Origin of the sequence: Enterobacter cloacae complex sp. P12RS (assembly GCF_014895875.1) — a bacterium.
GTDB classification, from domain to species: domain Bacteria; phylum Pseudomonadota; class Gammaproteobacteria; order Enterobacterales; family Enterobacteriaceae; genus Enterobacter; species Enterobacter bugandensis.
Genome location: NZ_JADBQO010000047.1, coordinates 1 through 14,119, shown reverse-complemented (window position 1 = coordinate 14,119; position 14,119 = coordinate 1). Strand labels below are relative to the sequence as shown.

Below are 14,119 nucleotides of genomic sequence, written 5' to 3'. Positions count from 1 at the left end.
AAATAAAACAGTTATTTATTAGGGGAATACAGTGAACCGCTACCTCTCTCTTTTACCGTTCGTTTTGTTAACGCTCACGGCGTGCGATCCTAAACCTGAACAAGCCTCCCCCCTGCCCAGAATGGTTAAAGTGGCGGAGGTGACGGTTCCCGGTTATGCCCAGCAGCGCGTTTTTCCCGCCCGCATTGAGTCGGGCGATGCCACAGACCTTTCCTTCAAGCGCGCTGGTCAAATTGAAGCGCTCGATGTGCGTCAGGGCGCAGCCATCAAGCAGGGCCAACAGCTTGCAAGATTGAACGCCCGTGAAGCCCAGCAGCGGGTTAACGACAGGCAGACGGCGGCGACGCTGGCCCAGAGGCAGTTCGATCGCTTCCAGACGCTGGCGGGCCGCCAGGCGATTTCGAAAGCCGAAATGGACGTGCAGCGTGCGAACCGCGATTCGGCGAATGCGGCGCTGCAGATTGCCCGAGAAGAGTTGAATCAGATGACGCTCGTCTCCCCCTTCAGCGGGACGGCGGCCAGCGTACATGTCCGAAACCATCAGGTGGTGTCTGCCGGTCAGCCCATCGCGACGTTAACCCGCACCGATCTGCTTGATGTGGTGTTCAGCATCCCTGAAAACCTGTTTAAGACCTTTGATATCCGCAACGCGCAGTATCGTCCGGTAGTGAGAATTAACGCCATTCCGGATCGGGAATTTACCGCCGTCTACAAAGAGCACTCGGGCAGCAGCGACAGTAATACCCTGACCTGGCAGGTGATACTGACCATGCCGCGACCAGATGATTTTCCCGCCGTCGGTGGCGTAAGCGGTACGGTGACCATCAATTTAACCAACCTCCCGGCTGGCGCGGGCGCTCAGACGCTGGTTGTACCGGTTGAGGCCGTCTTTAACCCGGACAACAGCCCACGCAATGAGCCGCACGTCTGGGTTGTGGCGGGAGAAGGCGACACGCTCCATCTTGAAGACCGCAAGGTCAGCGTGGGGCAAGTGATAACCGAAGGCGTGACGATCACCAGCGGGCTTAAGGCGGGCGAGCGCGTGGTGGCCGCAGGCGTGGGAGAGCTCCATGCTAACCAGCCGGTGCGTATCTGGACGCGTGAGCGGGGACTGTAATGGATATCACTCGTCAATTTATTAATAACCCGGTTCGCGTCTGGCTAACGATTCTGCTGCTGGGCATTGGGGGGATTTTCGCCCTGTTGAATATCGGCAGGCTGGAAGATCCCGCCTTTACCATCAAAACCGCTGTGGTGGTTACCCACTACCCCGGCGCATCCGCTCAGCAGGTTGAAGAAGAGGTGACGCTGCCGCTGGAGAATGCCCTTCAGCAGCTGCCTTATCTGGACAACGTGAGCTCCATCTCATCAAACGGGCTGTCGCAAATCACCGTTAACATCGCTTCACGCTATCACTCGAACGAACTGCCGCAGATTTGGGATGAGCTGCGCCGCCGAGTGGGCGATGCCTCGCGTCAGTTCCCGCCCGGCGTCGTCACGCCCTTTGTGAATGACGATTTCGGCGACGTATTCGGCTTCTTCTTCGCCATTTCCGGGGATGAATTCAGTAATCCTGAACTGGTGAGATATGCAGAGCAGCTGCGCCGCGCGTTGATTCTGGTTCCCGGCGTCGCGAAGGTCGCCATCGGCGGGGCCATTAGCCAACAGGTCAACATCGATATTTCCCTGACCAAAATGGCCGCGCGCGGCATTACGCTGAACCAGCTTTCCGCCCTGCTCAGCAGGCTCAACGTCGTTTCCAGCGCCGGAGAAATCACCTCCGGCAGCGAATCCATTCGTCTGCACCCGACCGGTGAGTTCGAGAATCTCGATGAACTGGCGGATCTCATCATCACGCCTTCCGGCACCGGGGCGGCGACGCGCCTGCGGGATATCGCCACGCTGTCGCGCGGGCTGAACGAATCGCCCGCCAGTATCTACCATGCCAACGGCAAAAAAGCCGTCACCATGGGCGTCTCGTTTATTTCCGGCGTTAACGTGATCGACGTGGGCCACGCGCTGGAGGCGAAGCTAAACCAGATGTCGGCGGAAAAACCGGCAGGCATACAGATAGATCTGTTTTACGATCAGGCAGCCGAAGTGGGCCATTCTGTTAACGGTTTTATTATTAACTTCCTGATGGCGCTGGCGATTGTCATCGGCGTGCTGCTGATCTTTATGGGGGTACGCAGCGGGATCATCATCGCGGTTTCTCTCGCCCTTAACGTTCTGGGCACGCTGCTGATTATGTATCTGTGTGGCATTGAGCTACAGCGCATCTCGCTCGGGGCGCTGATTATCGCCCTCAGCATGCTGGTGGATAACGCCATCGTGATTGTCGAAGGGGTGTTGATTGCCCGGCAGCAGGGCTCCCCGCTGTTAACCGCCGTTAACAACATCATCCGCCGCTCCGCCCTGCCGCTGCTGGGGGCGACGGTGATCGCCATTCTTGCGTTTGCCCCTATCGGGCTATCGCAGGATTCCACCGGGGAATACTGTAAATCTCTGTTCCAGGTGCTGCTGATTTCCCTGATGCTGAGCTGGTTCTCGGCGCTCACCCTCACCCCGGTGCTGATTAAGTGGTGGTTGTTTAAAAACGACAGCGCGCCGGACGCCACTGACGAGTCAGATCCTTACGACAAACGTCTCTACCGCCTCTACCAGCACCTGCTGAACGCACTGCTGCACCATAAAGCGCCGACGCTGGTAGTGATGGCCGCCCTGCTGGCCGCGTCTGTCTGGGGGTTTGGCGCGGTGCGGCAAAACTTTTTCCCGTCGTCCAATACGCCGATTTTCTTTGTCGACCTCTGGTTACCCTACGGGACAGATATCAAATGGACCGAGAAAATGACTGGCGATATTGAGAAAACCATCAAGGGACGGCCCGGCGTGGAAACCACCGTCTCGACCATTGGTCAGGGGAGCATGCGCTTTATTCTGACCTACAGCGGACAGCGGCAGTACAGCAACTACGCGCAGATTATGGTGCGTATGGATGACCAGCGCAGCATCTCCGCGCTGACGCGCTACGTGGATGAGTACATCGCACGTAACTACCCGCAGGTCAACGCCAGCACGAAACGGGTGATGTTTGGGCCCTCCGGCGACAGCGCCATTGAAGTGCGCATTAAAGGCCCGGATCCTGACAGGCTGCGTCTGATTGCCAGCCAGGTGGACGATATCCTGGCGCGCGACCCGGCCACGGGGAGCGTCCGAAACGACTGGCAAAACCGCAGCAAAGTGATCCGTCCGCAGTACGTCGCCGCGCTGGGACGCGAGCTTGGCGTGGATAAGCAGGACGTCGACAACGCGCTGGAGATGAATTTCTCCGGCAGCCGGGCGGGGCTGTATCGGGAAGGCAGTGACCTGCTGCCCGTGGTGGTGAGGCCTCCGGAAAGCGAAAGGCTGGACGCCAGCCACCTGAACAACGTGCTGGTGTGGAGCCATGCGCGGCAGCAGTATATCCCGCTGAGTAACGTCGTCAGCAGCTTCACGCTGGAGTGGGAAGATCCGCTCATCCTTCGACGCGACCGCTCGCGGGTACTGACGGTTCAGACGGATCCGGACCCGCTGAGCCAGCAAACCTCCGGTGATATTCTCGCCCGCGTGAAGCCGCAGGTGGATGCCCTTCCCCTGCCACACGGTTACAGCATCGAGTGGGGGGGCGACGCGGAAAACTCCAGCGAAGCGCAGCAAGGGCTGTTCACTACGCTACCTCTCGGGTATCTGGTGATGTTTGTTATTACGGTGCTGATGTTCAGCTCGGTAAAAAATGCCGTCGCGATCTGGCTGACCGTACCGCTGGCGTTGATTGGCGTCACGCCAGGATTTTTAATTACCGGCATTCCCTTTGGCTTTATGGCGCTGATTGGTCTGCTGAGCTTGAGCGGAATGCTCATCCGCAACGGCATCGTACTGGTGGAAGAGATCGAACAGCAGAAAACGCACAAGGACCAGCACAGCGCGATCGTTTATGCCGCCACCTCGCGCCTGCGCCCTATCCTGCTCACCGCGTTCACGACCGTACTTGGCCTGGCACCGCTGCTGCTGGATGTTTTCTTCCAGAGCATGGCCGTTGTGATTATGTTTGGACTGGGGTTTGCTACAATCCTGACGCTACTGGTACTCCCCGTGATCTATGCGTGTTTCCATCGTAAGGACGAAGCCAAACAACAATGAATGCGACAGGGCTGAACATTATCAAGACGCTGGGCTGTATGACGGCGGTCACCTTCTTCACCATCTACAATACCTGGGATCATTATGACTATGACTATCACTGGATCCTGGGCTTTTTAACCTTTATCTCGACCATCGCCACGCCGCTGTTTTTTGTGGTGTCGGGCTATCTCGACGGGCAATCCCGGCACGGCACACGCTGGCAGCTGGGTAAAATAAAAAGTCTGGTGATTGTTTTTCTGTTCTGGATAACGATCTACTACCTCTGGGAGCCTTATCAACGCGGGTATTTAATTCAGCCCTGGTTCGTGTTCGCCTTTGTCGTGATTTACACCTTCCATCCGGCAGTGGAGTGGCTTAGCCAGCGGAGATCGCTGTTCTGCGGCGCGATTGCTGCTCTGCTGTGCTTTTCCTACGGATACGATCTGTTATCGGCGCTTTATCCTGAAACGCACGTCCTTTCGCTTTCGCCGCAGTATCGGCTGTGGACATGGCTGCTGTTTTATCTGACCGGGCAGCTCTTCTGCGACCCAAAAGTCGCCGAGTGGATAAGCCGCAAAAACGTGGTTCGGGCGGCGGTTGTCGCCATCCCGTTTATCTATCTCTTCACCTGGTTTTACGAGCGCCACTTCTTTTTTGCCCTGTTTAAGGCCGACAGAAACGCCTTTATTCTCACCGGCTCGCAGATCTACATCCTGATTATTGCCCTGGTGATTGCGGCGAACGGCGTTCGCTTTCGCCGCAATGCTGAATTAAAGGAGTCCATTCTGGCCGCCATCAGCAAAACGATGACCGGCGTATATATTGTGCATTACTCGGTGTTTCATCTGCTGACGGCGCTGATACCGGTGACCTCTCTCGGCATGAAGCTGGCGCTGATTGTGCTTACGTTCGTCACCTCTGTTCTCTTTTCCATGCTGGTATTGTCTAACGCCGTGGCAAAAAAGGTGATCACCCTTTAAAAGCCTAAGCGCAGCCAGGCAAAAAGCACGTTGCCGTTGTTATAAGTTCCAGGAATATAGGTGAACTGGACGGTAACGCGCTTATAGCCGGCAGAAAACAGTGGGAAGATGAACGGCAGAGGCACATAGTTCGCAAAATCATCTCGCGCCGTGATGCCCGCGGCGGCACCGAGCCCAAGGCGGAAATCTTTGGCATTATCCAGATACCAGCCCTTCTCCCAGCCATAGCCCATCGCGGGCTGCCATTCGTTGTGCGAGTCCTTGAACATCATTGCGAAAAGCGCGCTCCAGTTGCCCTCTTCGTTATAGCGGGACACGCCCAGGCCGCCGCCCCACGGCATTTCGTTGTAATTGTCGGTTTTTTCTTTATCGTACATAAAGCGGGCGTGCCAGCTCAGAAACGGCAGGTACAAATCGTAACGTTGCGGCTCTTCCCAGGTCTGGGAGATATCATCCGTCAGCGCATTCCACCAGCCGCTAATACGCTGTTCGCCATAGACTTTCGGCTCGGCATGAAGCGGTGCGGCGAATAAAAACAGGACCATCCAGAATGCCGAAAAGTTACGTTGCATCGTTTTTCCCTCAGCTTTAGTCACGCAGCGGTATCTATTACTGTAATCCATTCAGCACGAACCGGAGCCAAACAGACTGATTTATCTCGAGGCAGGGGAAAATGAAATTTATTTATTCAGCGCCTTCCGGAAAGATAAAAACGTTTTCTCAGGCGTTTTGTCGCGGTAGTCTCATAGGTTCCGTTTATATGACGGCAGCTATGTGAGTGACATTTTCTTATACCAATAATAAAAAACAGTACGGACAGGATAACTATGGACTCCACCCTCATCTCCGATCGTCCCAACGAGGAGACACCTTCGCTCAATCGCGCCCGCCGCGCTGCACTCGGCAGCTTCGCGGGTGCCGTCGTCGACTGGTATGATTTTCTGCTTTACGGCATTACCGCCGCGCTGGTGTTTAACCGCGAGTTTTTTCCCCAGGTTAGCCCCGCGATGGGCACGCTTGCCGCGTTTGCCACCTTCGGCGTCGGCTTTCTGTTTCGCCCGCTGGGCGGGGTGATTTTCGGCCACTTCGGCGACCGGCTTGGCCGCAAGCGGATGCTGATGCTTACCGTCTGGATGATGGGGATCGCCACCGCGCTGATTGGCATTCTTCCTTCGTTTTCCGCTATTGGCTGGTGGGCGCCTGTGCTGCTGGTGACGCTGCGCGCCATTCAGGGCTTCGCCGTGGGCGGCGAATGGGGCGGCGCGGCGCTGTTATCCGTTGAGAGCGCGCCAAAAAACAAGAAAGCGTTTTACAGCAGCGGCGTGCAGGTCGGGTACGGCGTCGGGCTGTTGCTTTCCACCGGGCTGGTATCGTTAATCAGCCAGCTCACCACCGACGAGCAGTTTCTGAGCTGGGGCTGGCGCATCCCGTTTATCTTCAGCATCGTGCTGGTGATTGCCGCCCTGTGGATCCGCAACGGGATGGATGAGTCGGCAGAGTTCGAACAGCAGCAGCGTGAGGAGCCGTCCGTCAAAAAGCGGCTGCCGGTGATGGAAGCCCTGATTCGGCACCCTGGCGCTTTTCTGAAAATTATCGCCCTGCGCCTGTGCGAGCTGCTGACGATGTATATCGTCACCGCCTTTGCGCTGAACTACTCGACGCAGAATCTCGGCCTGCCGCGCGAACTGTTCCTGAATATCGGCCTGGTGGTTGGCGGGATCAGCTGCCTGACCATCCCCTGCTTCGCCTGGCTGGCGGACCGGTTTGGTCGCCGCCGCGTCTACATCACCGGCGCGCTGATTGGCACCCTCAGCGCCTGGCCGTTCTTTATGGCGCTGGAGGCGCAGTCTGTGTTCTGGATTGTCTTCTTCGCCATTATGCTCGCCAACATCGCTCACGATATGGTGGTCTGCGTGCAGCAGCCGATGTTTACTGAACTGTTCGGCGCCAGCTACCGCTACAGCGGCGCGGGCGTGGGTTACCAGGTGGCAAGCGTGGTCGGCGGCGGATTTACGCCGTTTATCGCCGCCGCGCTGGTGACCTTCTCCGGCGGTAACTGGCACAGCGTGGCGATTTATCTGCTGGCCGGCTGCCTGCTGTCGGCGGCAACGGCGCTGCTGATGAAAGAGACGAGCCACCGCTGATCTCCCTTTTGTTTCACAGGCGTGTGACATACTATCGGATAGAGTCGCACACCTGTGGAACAAGGAGACAGAGATGAATAATAAGGGCTCCAGCCTGACCCCGGCTCAGGCGCTGGAAAAACTCGACGCGCTGTATGAACAGTCCGTCAACGCGCTGCGCAGCGCCATCAGCGAATACATCGAAACGGGGAAACTTCCCGATCAAAAGGCCAGAAACGAAGGCCTTTTTGTTTATCCATCGCTCTCTGTGACCTGGGACGGCAGCGCAAGCACGACGCCGAAAACCCGCGCCTACGCCCGTTTTACCCACTCCGGCTGCTACAGCACCACCGTCACCCGCCCTGCACTGTTCCGCCCCTATCTGGAAGAGCAGCTAACGCTGTTGTATCAGGATTACGGCGCGCACATTGCCGTGAAGCCTTCACAGCATGAGATCCCGTACCCGTACGTGATTGACGGTTCGGCGCTAACTCTTGACCGCTCCATGAGCGCGGGACTGACCCGCCACTTCCCAACGACCGAGCTGTCACAGATTGGCGATGAGACGGCTGACGGGATTTATCACCCGGCAGAGTTTTCCCCCCTGTCGCACTTTGACGCCCGTCGGGTGGATTTCTCCCTGGCGCGCCTGCGCCACTACACCGGCACGCCCGCCGAGCATTTCCAGCCGTTTGTGCTGTTTACCAACTACACCCGCTACGTGGACGAGTTCGTTCGCTGGGGCTGTAGCCAGATCCTTGATCCGGACAGTCCATATATCGCCCTCTCCTGCGCGGGCGGGATCTGGATCACCGCCGAGACCGAAGCGCCCGAGCAGGCCATCTCCGATCTGGCGTGGAAAAAACACCAGATGCCCGCCTGGCACCTGATCACCGCCGACGGTCAGGGGATCACCCTGATCAACATCGGCGTCGGCCCGTCGAACGCCAAAACCATCTGTGACCATCTGGCGGTGCTGCGCCCCGACGTGTGGCTGATGATTGGCCACTGCGGCGGCCTGCGCGAAAGCCAGCTGATTGGCGATTACGTGCTGGCCCACGCCTATCTGCGCGACGACCACGTGCTGGATGCGGTACTGCCGCCGGATATCCCAATCCCGAGCATCGCCGAAGTACAGCGCGCGCTGTATGACGCCACCAAAGAGGTGAGCGGCATGCCGGGTGAAGAGGTGAAGCAGCGCCTGCGTACCGGTACGGTGGTGACAACGGATGACCGCAACTGGGAGTTGCGTTACTCCGCCTCCGCGCTGCGCTTCAACCTGAGCCGAGCGGTGGCGATTGATATGGAGAGCGCCACCATCGCCGCCCAGGGGTATCGCTTCCGCGTTCCTTACGGCACGCTGCTGTGCGTGTCCGATAAGCCGCTGCACGGCGAAATTAAGCTGCCGGGTCAGGCCAACCGTTTCTATGAAGGGGCGATTTCCGAACATTTGCAGATCGGCATTCGCGCCATCGACCTGCTGCGGGCGGAAGGCGACCGACTGCATTCGCGCAAGCTGCGCACCTTCAACGAGCCGCCGTTCCGCTAATAACAATAAGGAAAAACCATGCACACCCCTACTCCGCTCTCTGCCCTGCGTCAGTGGCTTCAGGAAAACAGCCTCGACGGGATGATCGTTCCGCGCACCGATGCCTGGCAAAGCGAGAATTGCGCGTCGAACGACGAAAAGCTGGCCTGGCTGACAGGCTTTAACGGCTCTGCAGGCGTCGCGCTGGTACTGAGGGATAAAGCGCTGCTGTTCGTCGACGGGCGCTATCAGGTGCAGGCCCGCGTTCAGGTGAATATGGATGAGGTTGAGATCCACCATCTACACAACGAGCCGCTGGCAGACTGGCTGACGGCCAACGTCGCGGCGGGCACGCGCATTGGTTTTGACCCAATGCTGATGACGAATACCGAGTTCACGCAGCTGTCTGCCACTCCGTGCACGCTCGTGCCGCTGAACGCGTCACCGTTTGACGCCTTATGGACCGATCGCCCTGCCGCACCGGCGGGGCTTATCCGTGAAATGCCAGTTGCGATAAGCGGTGAAAGCAGCGAAGACAAACGTCAGCGCGTTGCCGCCGTGCTGGCCGCAAACAACGCAGACTACCTGGCCGTTACGCTGCCGGATAACATTGCGTGGCTGCTCAACGTACGCGGCTCAGATATCCCCACCAGTCCGGTACCGCTCTCATTTGCCCTGCTCGGTCGCGACGGCCGCGTTGAGTGGTTTGTTAACGATAATAAGCTCGCAGAACTCCCTGATGCAGTTCTGAACGCCTTCACGATTGCGCCACAGGACACCTTTATTGAGCGCTGTCAGCAACTTGCTGAAGGGAAGCGGGTGATGGTTGATGCCGACTCCGCGCCGGTGGCCCTGCGCTTTGCCATTGAACCGCGCGGTGAAATTGTCTGGCGAACCGATCCCATTACCCTCATTAAGGCTACCAAAAACCCGGTCGAGCTGGCAGGGTATCGCGAGTGCCATCTCCAGGACGGCGCCGCGTGGGTCAACTTCCTGGCCTGGCTGAGCCGCGAAGTGCCGCTGCGTGCGGCGGCGGGACAACCGCTAACGGAGCTGGAAGTGCAGGCGCAGCAGCTGGCATTTCGCAAACAGCAGCCCGGTTTTATCGAGCAGAGTTTCGCGACTATTTCCGCCTCTTCGAGCAATGCGGCGATGTGCCACTATCATTCAAGCGAGGCCAGCAACAAGCCCATCGGCCATAACCATTTTTACCTGAACGATTCGGGCGGTCAGTACGCTAACGGCACCACCGATGCCACGCGCACGCTGGCGTGGGGTAATGTCCCCTCGCAGCAGCGTCTGCACTACACCGCCGTGCTGAGAGGCTTCCTGTCGCTGATTACCCTGCAGTTCCCTTCCGGTACGCAGGGGCACCAGCTGGATGCTTTCGCGCGTCGTCCGCTGTGGGAGATGGGGCTGGATTACGATCACGGTACCGGGCACGGCGTGGGCCACCAGCTTCTGATCCACGAAAACCCGCATCGCATCGCCAAAAAGGTCAACCCGTGGCCGCTGGTGGCAGGGAACATCATGACCATTGAGCCGGGATACTATCTGGGCGATAGCCACGGTATCCGTATTGAAAACCAGGTGGAGATAGTGGAGAGCCGTCCGGGGTTCTGCAAGTTTGCTTCTCTGACGCTGATCCCGATTGATTTAAGCCAGGTCGAGCTGGATCTGTTGAGCGAGCAGGAAAAGCAGTGGCTGGATGAGTATCATCAGCAAGTACGTGAGGCGCTGTCACCGCTGGTGAATAGCGAGGCGCGTTCGTGGCTCAAGGAGGCGACGGCGCCGGTTCGTGTGTAATTTCGTGCGGTCTGATGCCCTGACCCCATCCCTCTCCCACGGGAGAGGGTGAAAACACTAAAAACGGCAACAAGGTTGCCGTTTTGCATTTACCTGGCGCAGAAAAGCAAAAAGCCTGCTTTAAAAGCAGGCTTTTCAAATTTGGCTCCTCTGACTGGACTCGAACCAGTGACATACGGATTAACAGTCCGCCGTTCTACCGACTGAACTACAGAGGAATCGTGTGAACGGGGCGCATATTATCGATGCTCCCCCATGATGTCAAAGGCAGAATGCATATTTCCGATCGTTTGCCGAATTATTCTCCATTTCGCGCAATTGTCAGGCATTTTGTCGCGGATATTTCCACAGCCAGCGCCCGCTGACCATGCGCCAGTAGAACAGCGCCCCGCGTACGGCCCAGTCAAGGAACATCCCCAGCCAGACGCCCACCACGCCCCAGCCCAGCACCACGCCCAGCGTATAGCCCGCCACAACGCGACACCCCCACATGCCAAGCATGGACACCCACATGGCAAAACGGGCATCGCGCGCCCCTTTCAGCCCGGCAGGCAACACCCAGGATGCCGCCCAGATGGGCATAAAGGCGGCGTTGAGCCAGATAAGGATCTTCACCACCTCTTTCACGTCATCTTCGTGGGTATAGAACGCGGCCATCAGCCCGGCAAACGGCGCGGTGCCCCAGGCGATCAGCGTCAGCCCAATCGTCGACAGCCAGAACACATGGCGCAGCTGCCGCTCCGCCTGGCCTATCTGCCCTTTCCCGAGCCGTTTACCCGTGATGATGGTTGATGCCGACCCAAGGGCGTTACCCGGCAGGTTAATCAGCGAGGCGATGGAGAAGGCGATAAAGTTACCGGCGATAACGTCGGTGCCCATTCCGGCGACAAACATCTGTGTGAGCAGCTTCCCGCCGTTGAACAACACGGATTCAATGCTCGCGGGAATACCAATCCCCATCACTTCCCAGATAATGGCGAAATTAAAGGGCCGGAAGTAGCTCTTAAGCGTAAGACGCAGCGAGGGGGTAATCCCCGTCATCAGCACCCCGATGATAGCCGCCGCACCGATATAGCGTGATATGGTTAATCCCAGCCCGGCCCCGACGAACCCCAGCCCATCCCACGAGAACGCGCCGTAGATCAGCACGCTGCTGATGATGATATTCAGGATATTCATCCCACCGTTGATCAGTAGCGGGATTTTGGTGTTACCTGCCCCGCGCAGCGCGCCGCTACCAATCAACGCGATGGCCGCCGCCGGATAGCTTAAGACGGTCATTTCGAGATAGGTCAGCGCCAGGTCCTTCACCTCGTTCGTGGCTTCCCCGGCGACAAAATCGATAATCTCTTTACCGAAATAGTGGATCACCGCCGCCAGAACAATCGAAAAGAGGGTCATGATCATCAGCGACTGACGTGCAGCCTCGCGCGCGCGTTTGGGATCCAGCTTGCCGAGACTAAAGGCCACCACAACCGTCGTCCCGAGATCGATGGCGGCAAAGAATGACATCACCACCATGTTAAAGCTGTCTGCCAGCCCGACCCCCGCCATCGCCTCTTTCCCCAGCCAGCTTACCAGGAAGGTGCTCAGCACTCCCATCAGCAGAACGCAGGTATTTTCCAGGAAAATAGGCACGGCAAGAGGGGTGATTTCACGCCAGAACAGAACACGATAGCTTTTACGTTTTGCGTACCATGGCGTGCGCACGATCGCCTGGCGCAGAGAGGCAGTGACGTTCAAAATGGACCTTAGCGAGAATAGTTGAAACTCCATTTCAAATGATGGGGGAGAAATGCTAATCCTGCAAAGTATTTTCCTGAAAAAGATGTGTGTATTTACAACAAACTGACGACAGAATCGGCAATCAGTCGATTTTCCCTAAGATCAGGTTTGACAAAAGTTTTTTCGCCGCTAAGATAAGCCTCCACAACGATTCCTCTGTAGTTCAGTCGGTAGAACGGCGGACTGTTAATCCGTATGTCACTGGTTCGAGTCCAGTCAGAGGAGCCAATTTCCTGTTTTCATGCCTCCTTGCGAATCTTTATCTGATACTGATTCAAGAGGTTAGCGTGAAAATTCTTCCCGGTGTATTTTGATTTAATCCTCCGCATCGGGAAAAATTGGTGGTCAAATCTGGGGTCAGGTTAGTTCGATAATGGAGTGACCCCCATATGTCCCTTACCGATGCGAAAATCCGCACTCTTAAACCTTCTGATAAATCCTTTAAAGTCTCCGATTCTCACGGTCTGTATCTTCTTGTCAAACCGGGCGGCTCACGTCACTGGTATCTCAAATATCGTATAAACGGCAAAGAATCCCGCATTGCACTGGGTGCCTATCCTGCCGTTTCCCTGTCTGATGCCCGCCAGCAGCGCGAAGGTATCCGTAAGATGCTGGCGCTGAACATCAACCCGGCACAGCAGCGGGCAGTTGAACGCGGAGCCTACACATCGGAGAAAGTATTTAAAATCGTGGCACTGGCGTGGCATAAAAGTAATAAAAAATGGTCGCAGAACACCGCTGACCGTCTGCTTGCCAGCCTGAACAATCATGTATTTCCGGTTATCGGCCACCTGTCAGTCTCAGAGCTTAAACCCCGGCATTTCATTGGCCTGCTGAAAGGGATTGAGGAAAAAGGACTGCTTGAAGTTGCGTCCCGCACGCGGCAGCACCTCAGCAACATCATGCGTCATGCAGTTCATCAGGGGTTAATCGACAGCAACCCGGCGGCAAACCTTGACGGCGTAACGGCTCCTCCCGTCAGACGGCATTATCCCGCCCTGCCACTGGAGCGGCTGCCTGAACTGCTTGAACGTATTGAGGCATATCATCAAGGCCGTGAACTGACCCGGCTTGCCGTCCTGTTGACGCTGCATCTGTTCATTCGCTCCAGTGAGCTGCGCTTTGCCCGCTGGTCAGAAATAGATTTCAGAAATAGAACCTGGACGATACCCGCCACACGCGAAGCCATTGCAGGCGTGCGTTATTCCGGGCGCGGTGCCAAAATGCGCACTGCTCATATCGTACCCCTCTCAGAACAGGCCATCGCCATTCTGAAACGGATTAAAGATATCTCCGGTGATGGTGAGCTGGTCTTCCCCGGCGACCATAACCCATATAAACCGATGTGTGAAAACACCGTGAATAAGGCACTGCGCCTTATGGGTTACGACACTAAACATGATATCTGCGGTCACGGCCTCAGGGCAATGGCATGCAGCGCCCTGATGGAGTCCGGTTTATGGTCGCAGGATGCAGTGGAGCGCCAGATGAGCCATCAGGAGCGCAACAGCGTGCGGGCGGCTTACATACATAAAGCGGAATACCTTGATGCTCGAAAAGCGATGATGCAATGGTGGTCGGATTATCTTGCAATTAATCGAAAGGTTTTTATTTCACCATATCTTTTTGAAAAAAATTAAAATATTCATAATATCTTAGCTTTACAGAACGGCCCATTATCGTATTAATCATGGGCCTTTTTTATACTGCCATGCCGCAATCTCCCCCCCTCAAGC

General features: G+C 56.8%; 10 protein-coding genes and 2 tRNA genes. 8 read left to right on the top strand and 4 right to left on the bottom strand.

The genetic code is table 11. From position 1 onward, the window contains the following. The first annotated feature begins 31 nt into the window (after positions 1 to 31). Genes IM284_RS20455 through IM284_RS20445 form a run of 3 tightly spaced genes read left to right on the top strand, consistent with a single transcriptional unit; the run spans position 32 to position 5,141 of the window. Positions 32 to 1,117 carry an efflux RND transporter periplasmic adaptor subunit gene (locus tag IM284_RS20455; protein WP_047367873.1) on the top strand — a complete coding sequence of 362 codons (1,086 nt, stop codon included), beginning with the start codon at positions 32 to 34 and terminating at the stop codon, positions 1,115 to 1,117. Continuing rightward, a complete protein-coding gene (locus IM284_RS20450; protein WP_047367874.1) occupies positions 1,117 to 4,179 on the top strand; it encodes an efflux RND transporter permease subunit in 3,063 nt (1,020 codons plus the stop codon). The genes IM284_RS20455 and IM284_RS20450 overlap by 1 nt, the downstream gene beginning before the upstream one ends. Continuing rightward, positions 4,176 to 5,141: an acyltransferase gene (locus IM284_RS20445; RefSeq protein WP_045629806.1), complete on the top strand. Its 966-nt coding sequence runs from the start codon at positions 4,176 to 4,178 to the stop codon at positions 5,139 to 5,141. The genes IM284_RS20450 and IM284_RS20445 overlap by 4 nt, the downstream gene beginning before the upstream one ends. Here IM284_RS20445 and pagP read toward each other — a convergent pair. Further along, on the bottom strand, positions 5,138 to 5,713 hold the full coding sequence (gene pagP, locus IM284_RS20440) for a lipid IV(A) palmitoyltransferase PagP (RefSeq protein ID WP_028013749.1): 576 nt from the start codon (positions 5,711 to 5,713) through the stop codon (positions 5,138 to 5,140). The two genes, IM284_RS20445 and pagP, sit on opposite strands and share 4 nt — an antisense overlap. 255 nt (positions 5,714 to 5,968) lie before the next feature. Here pagP and shiA point away from each other — a divergent pair, with 255 nt between their 5' ends. The 3 genes from shiA to IM284_RS20425 all read left to right on the top strand — a co-directional run bounded on the left by shiA (position 5,969) and on the right by IM284_RS20425 (position 10,598). Beyond that, a complete protein-coding gene (gene shiA / locus IM284_RS20435) occupies positions 5,969 to 7,285 on the top strand; it encodes a shikimate transporter (protein ID WP_047367875.1) in 1,317 nt (438 codons plus the stop codon). Between the two features lie 73 nt (positions 7,286 to 7,358). After that, positions 7,359 to 8,813, top strand: a complete 1,455-nt coding sequence (locus tag IM284_RS20430; RefSeq protein WP_193055875.1) for an AMP nucleosidase — start codon at positions 7,359 to 7,361, stop codon at positions 8,811 to 8,813. A gap of 18 nt (positions 8,814 to 8,831) precedes the next feature. Then, the gene (locus IM284_RS20425; protein WP_047367877.1) at positions 8,832 to 10,598 is read left to right on the top strand and encodes an aminopeptidase P family protein; all 1,767 of its coding nucleotides are present in this window, start codon (positions 8,832 to 8,834) and stop codon (positions 10,596 to 10,598) included. A 142-nt stretch (positions 10,599 to 10,740) separates the two neighbouring features. Here the strand turns inward: IM284_RS20425 and IM284_RS20420 are convergent. From IM284_RS20420 to IM284_RS23790, 3 genes are all read right to left on the bottom strand, one after another. Next, positions 10,741 to 10,816, bottom strand: a tRNA-Asn gene (locus tag IM284_RS20420). Between the two features lie 103 nt (positions 10,817 to 10,919). Continuing rightward, positions 10,920 to 12,374: a multidrug efflux MATE transporter EmmdR gene (emmdR, locus tag IM284_RS20415; protein ID WP_120247348.1), complete on the bottom strand. Its 1,455-nt coding sequence runs from the start codon at positions 12,372 to 12,374 to the stop codon at positions 10,920 to 10,922. A 62-nt stretch (positions 12,375 to 12,436) separates the two neighbouring features. After that, positions 12,437 to 12,529: a DUF5951 family protein gene (locus IM284_RS23790; RefSeq protein WP_219358334.1), complete on the bottom strand. Its 93-nt coding sequence runs from the start codon at positions 12,527 to 12,529 to the stop codon at positions 12,437 to 12,439. A 6-nt stretch (positions 12,530 to 12,535) separates the two neighbouring features. Between IM284_RS23790 and IM284_RS20410 the strand changes: the two genes are divergently transcribed. Then, positions 12,536 to 12,611 (top strand) — tRNA-Asn (locus tag IM284_RS20410). Positions 12,612 to 12,772: 161 nt separating this feature from the next. After that, on the top strand, positions 12,773 to 14,023 hold the full coding sequence (locus tag IM284_RS20405) for an integrase arm-type DNA-binding domain-containing protein (protein WP_047955800.1): 1,251 nt from the start codon (positions 12,773 to 12,775) through the stop codon (positions 14,021 to 14,023). The last annotated feature ends 96 nt before the right edge of the window (positions 14,024 to 14,119 follow it).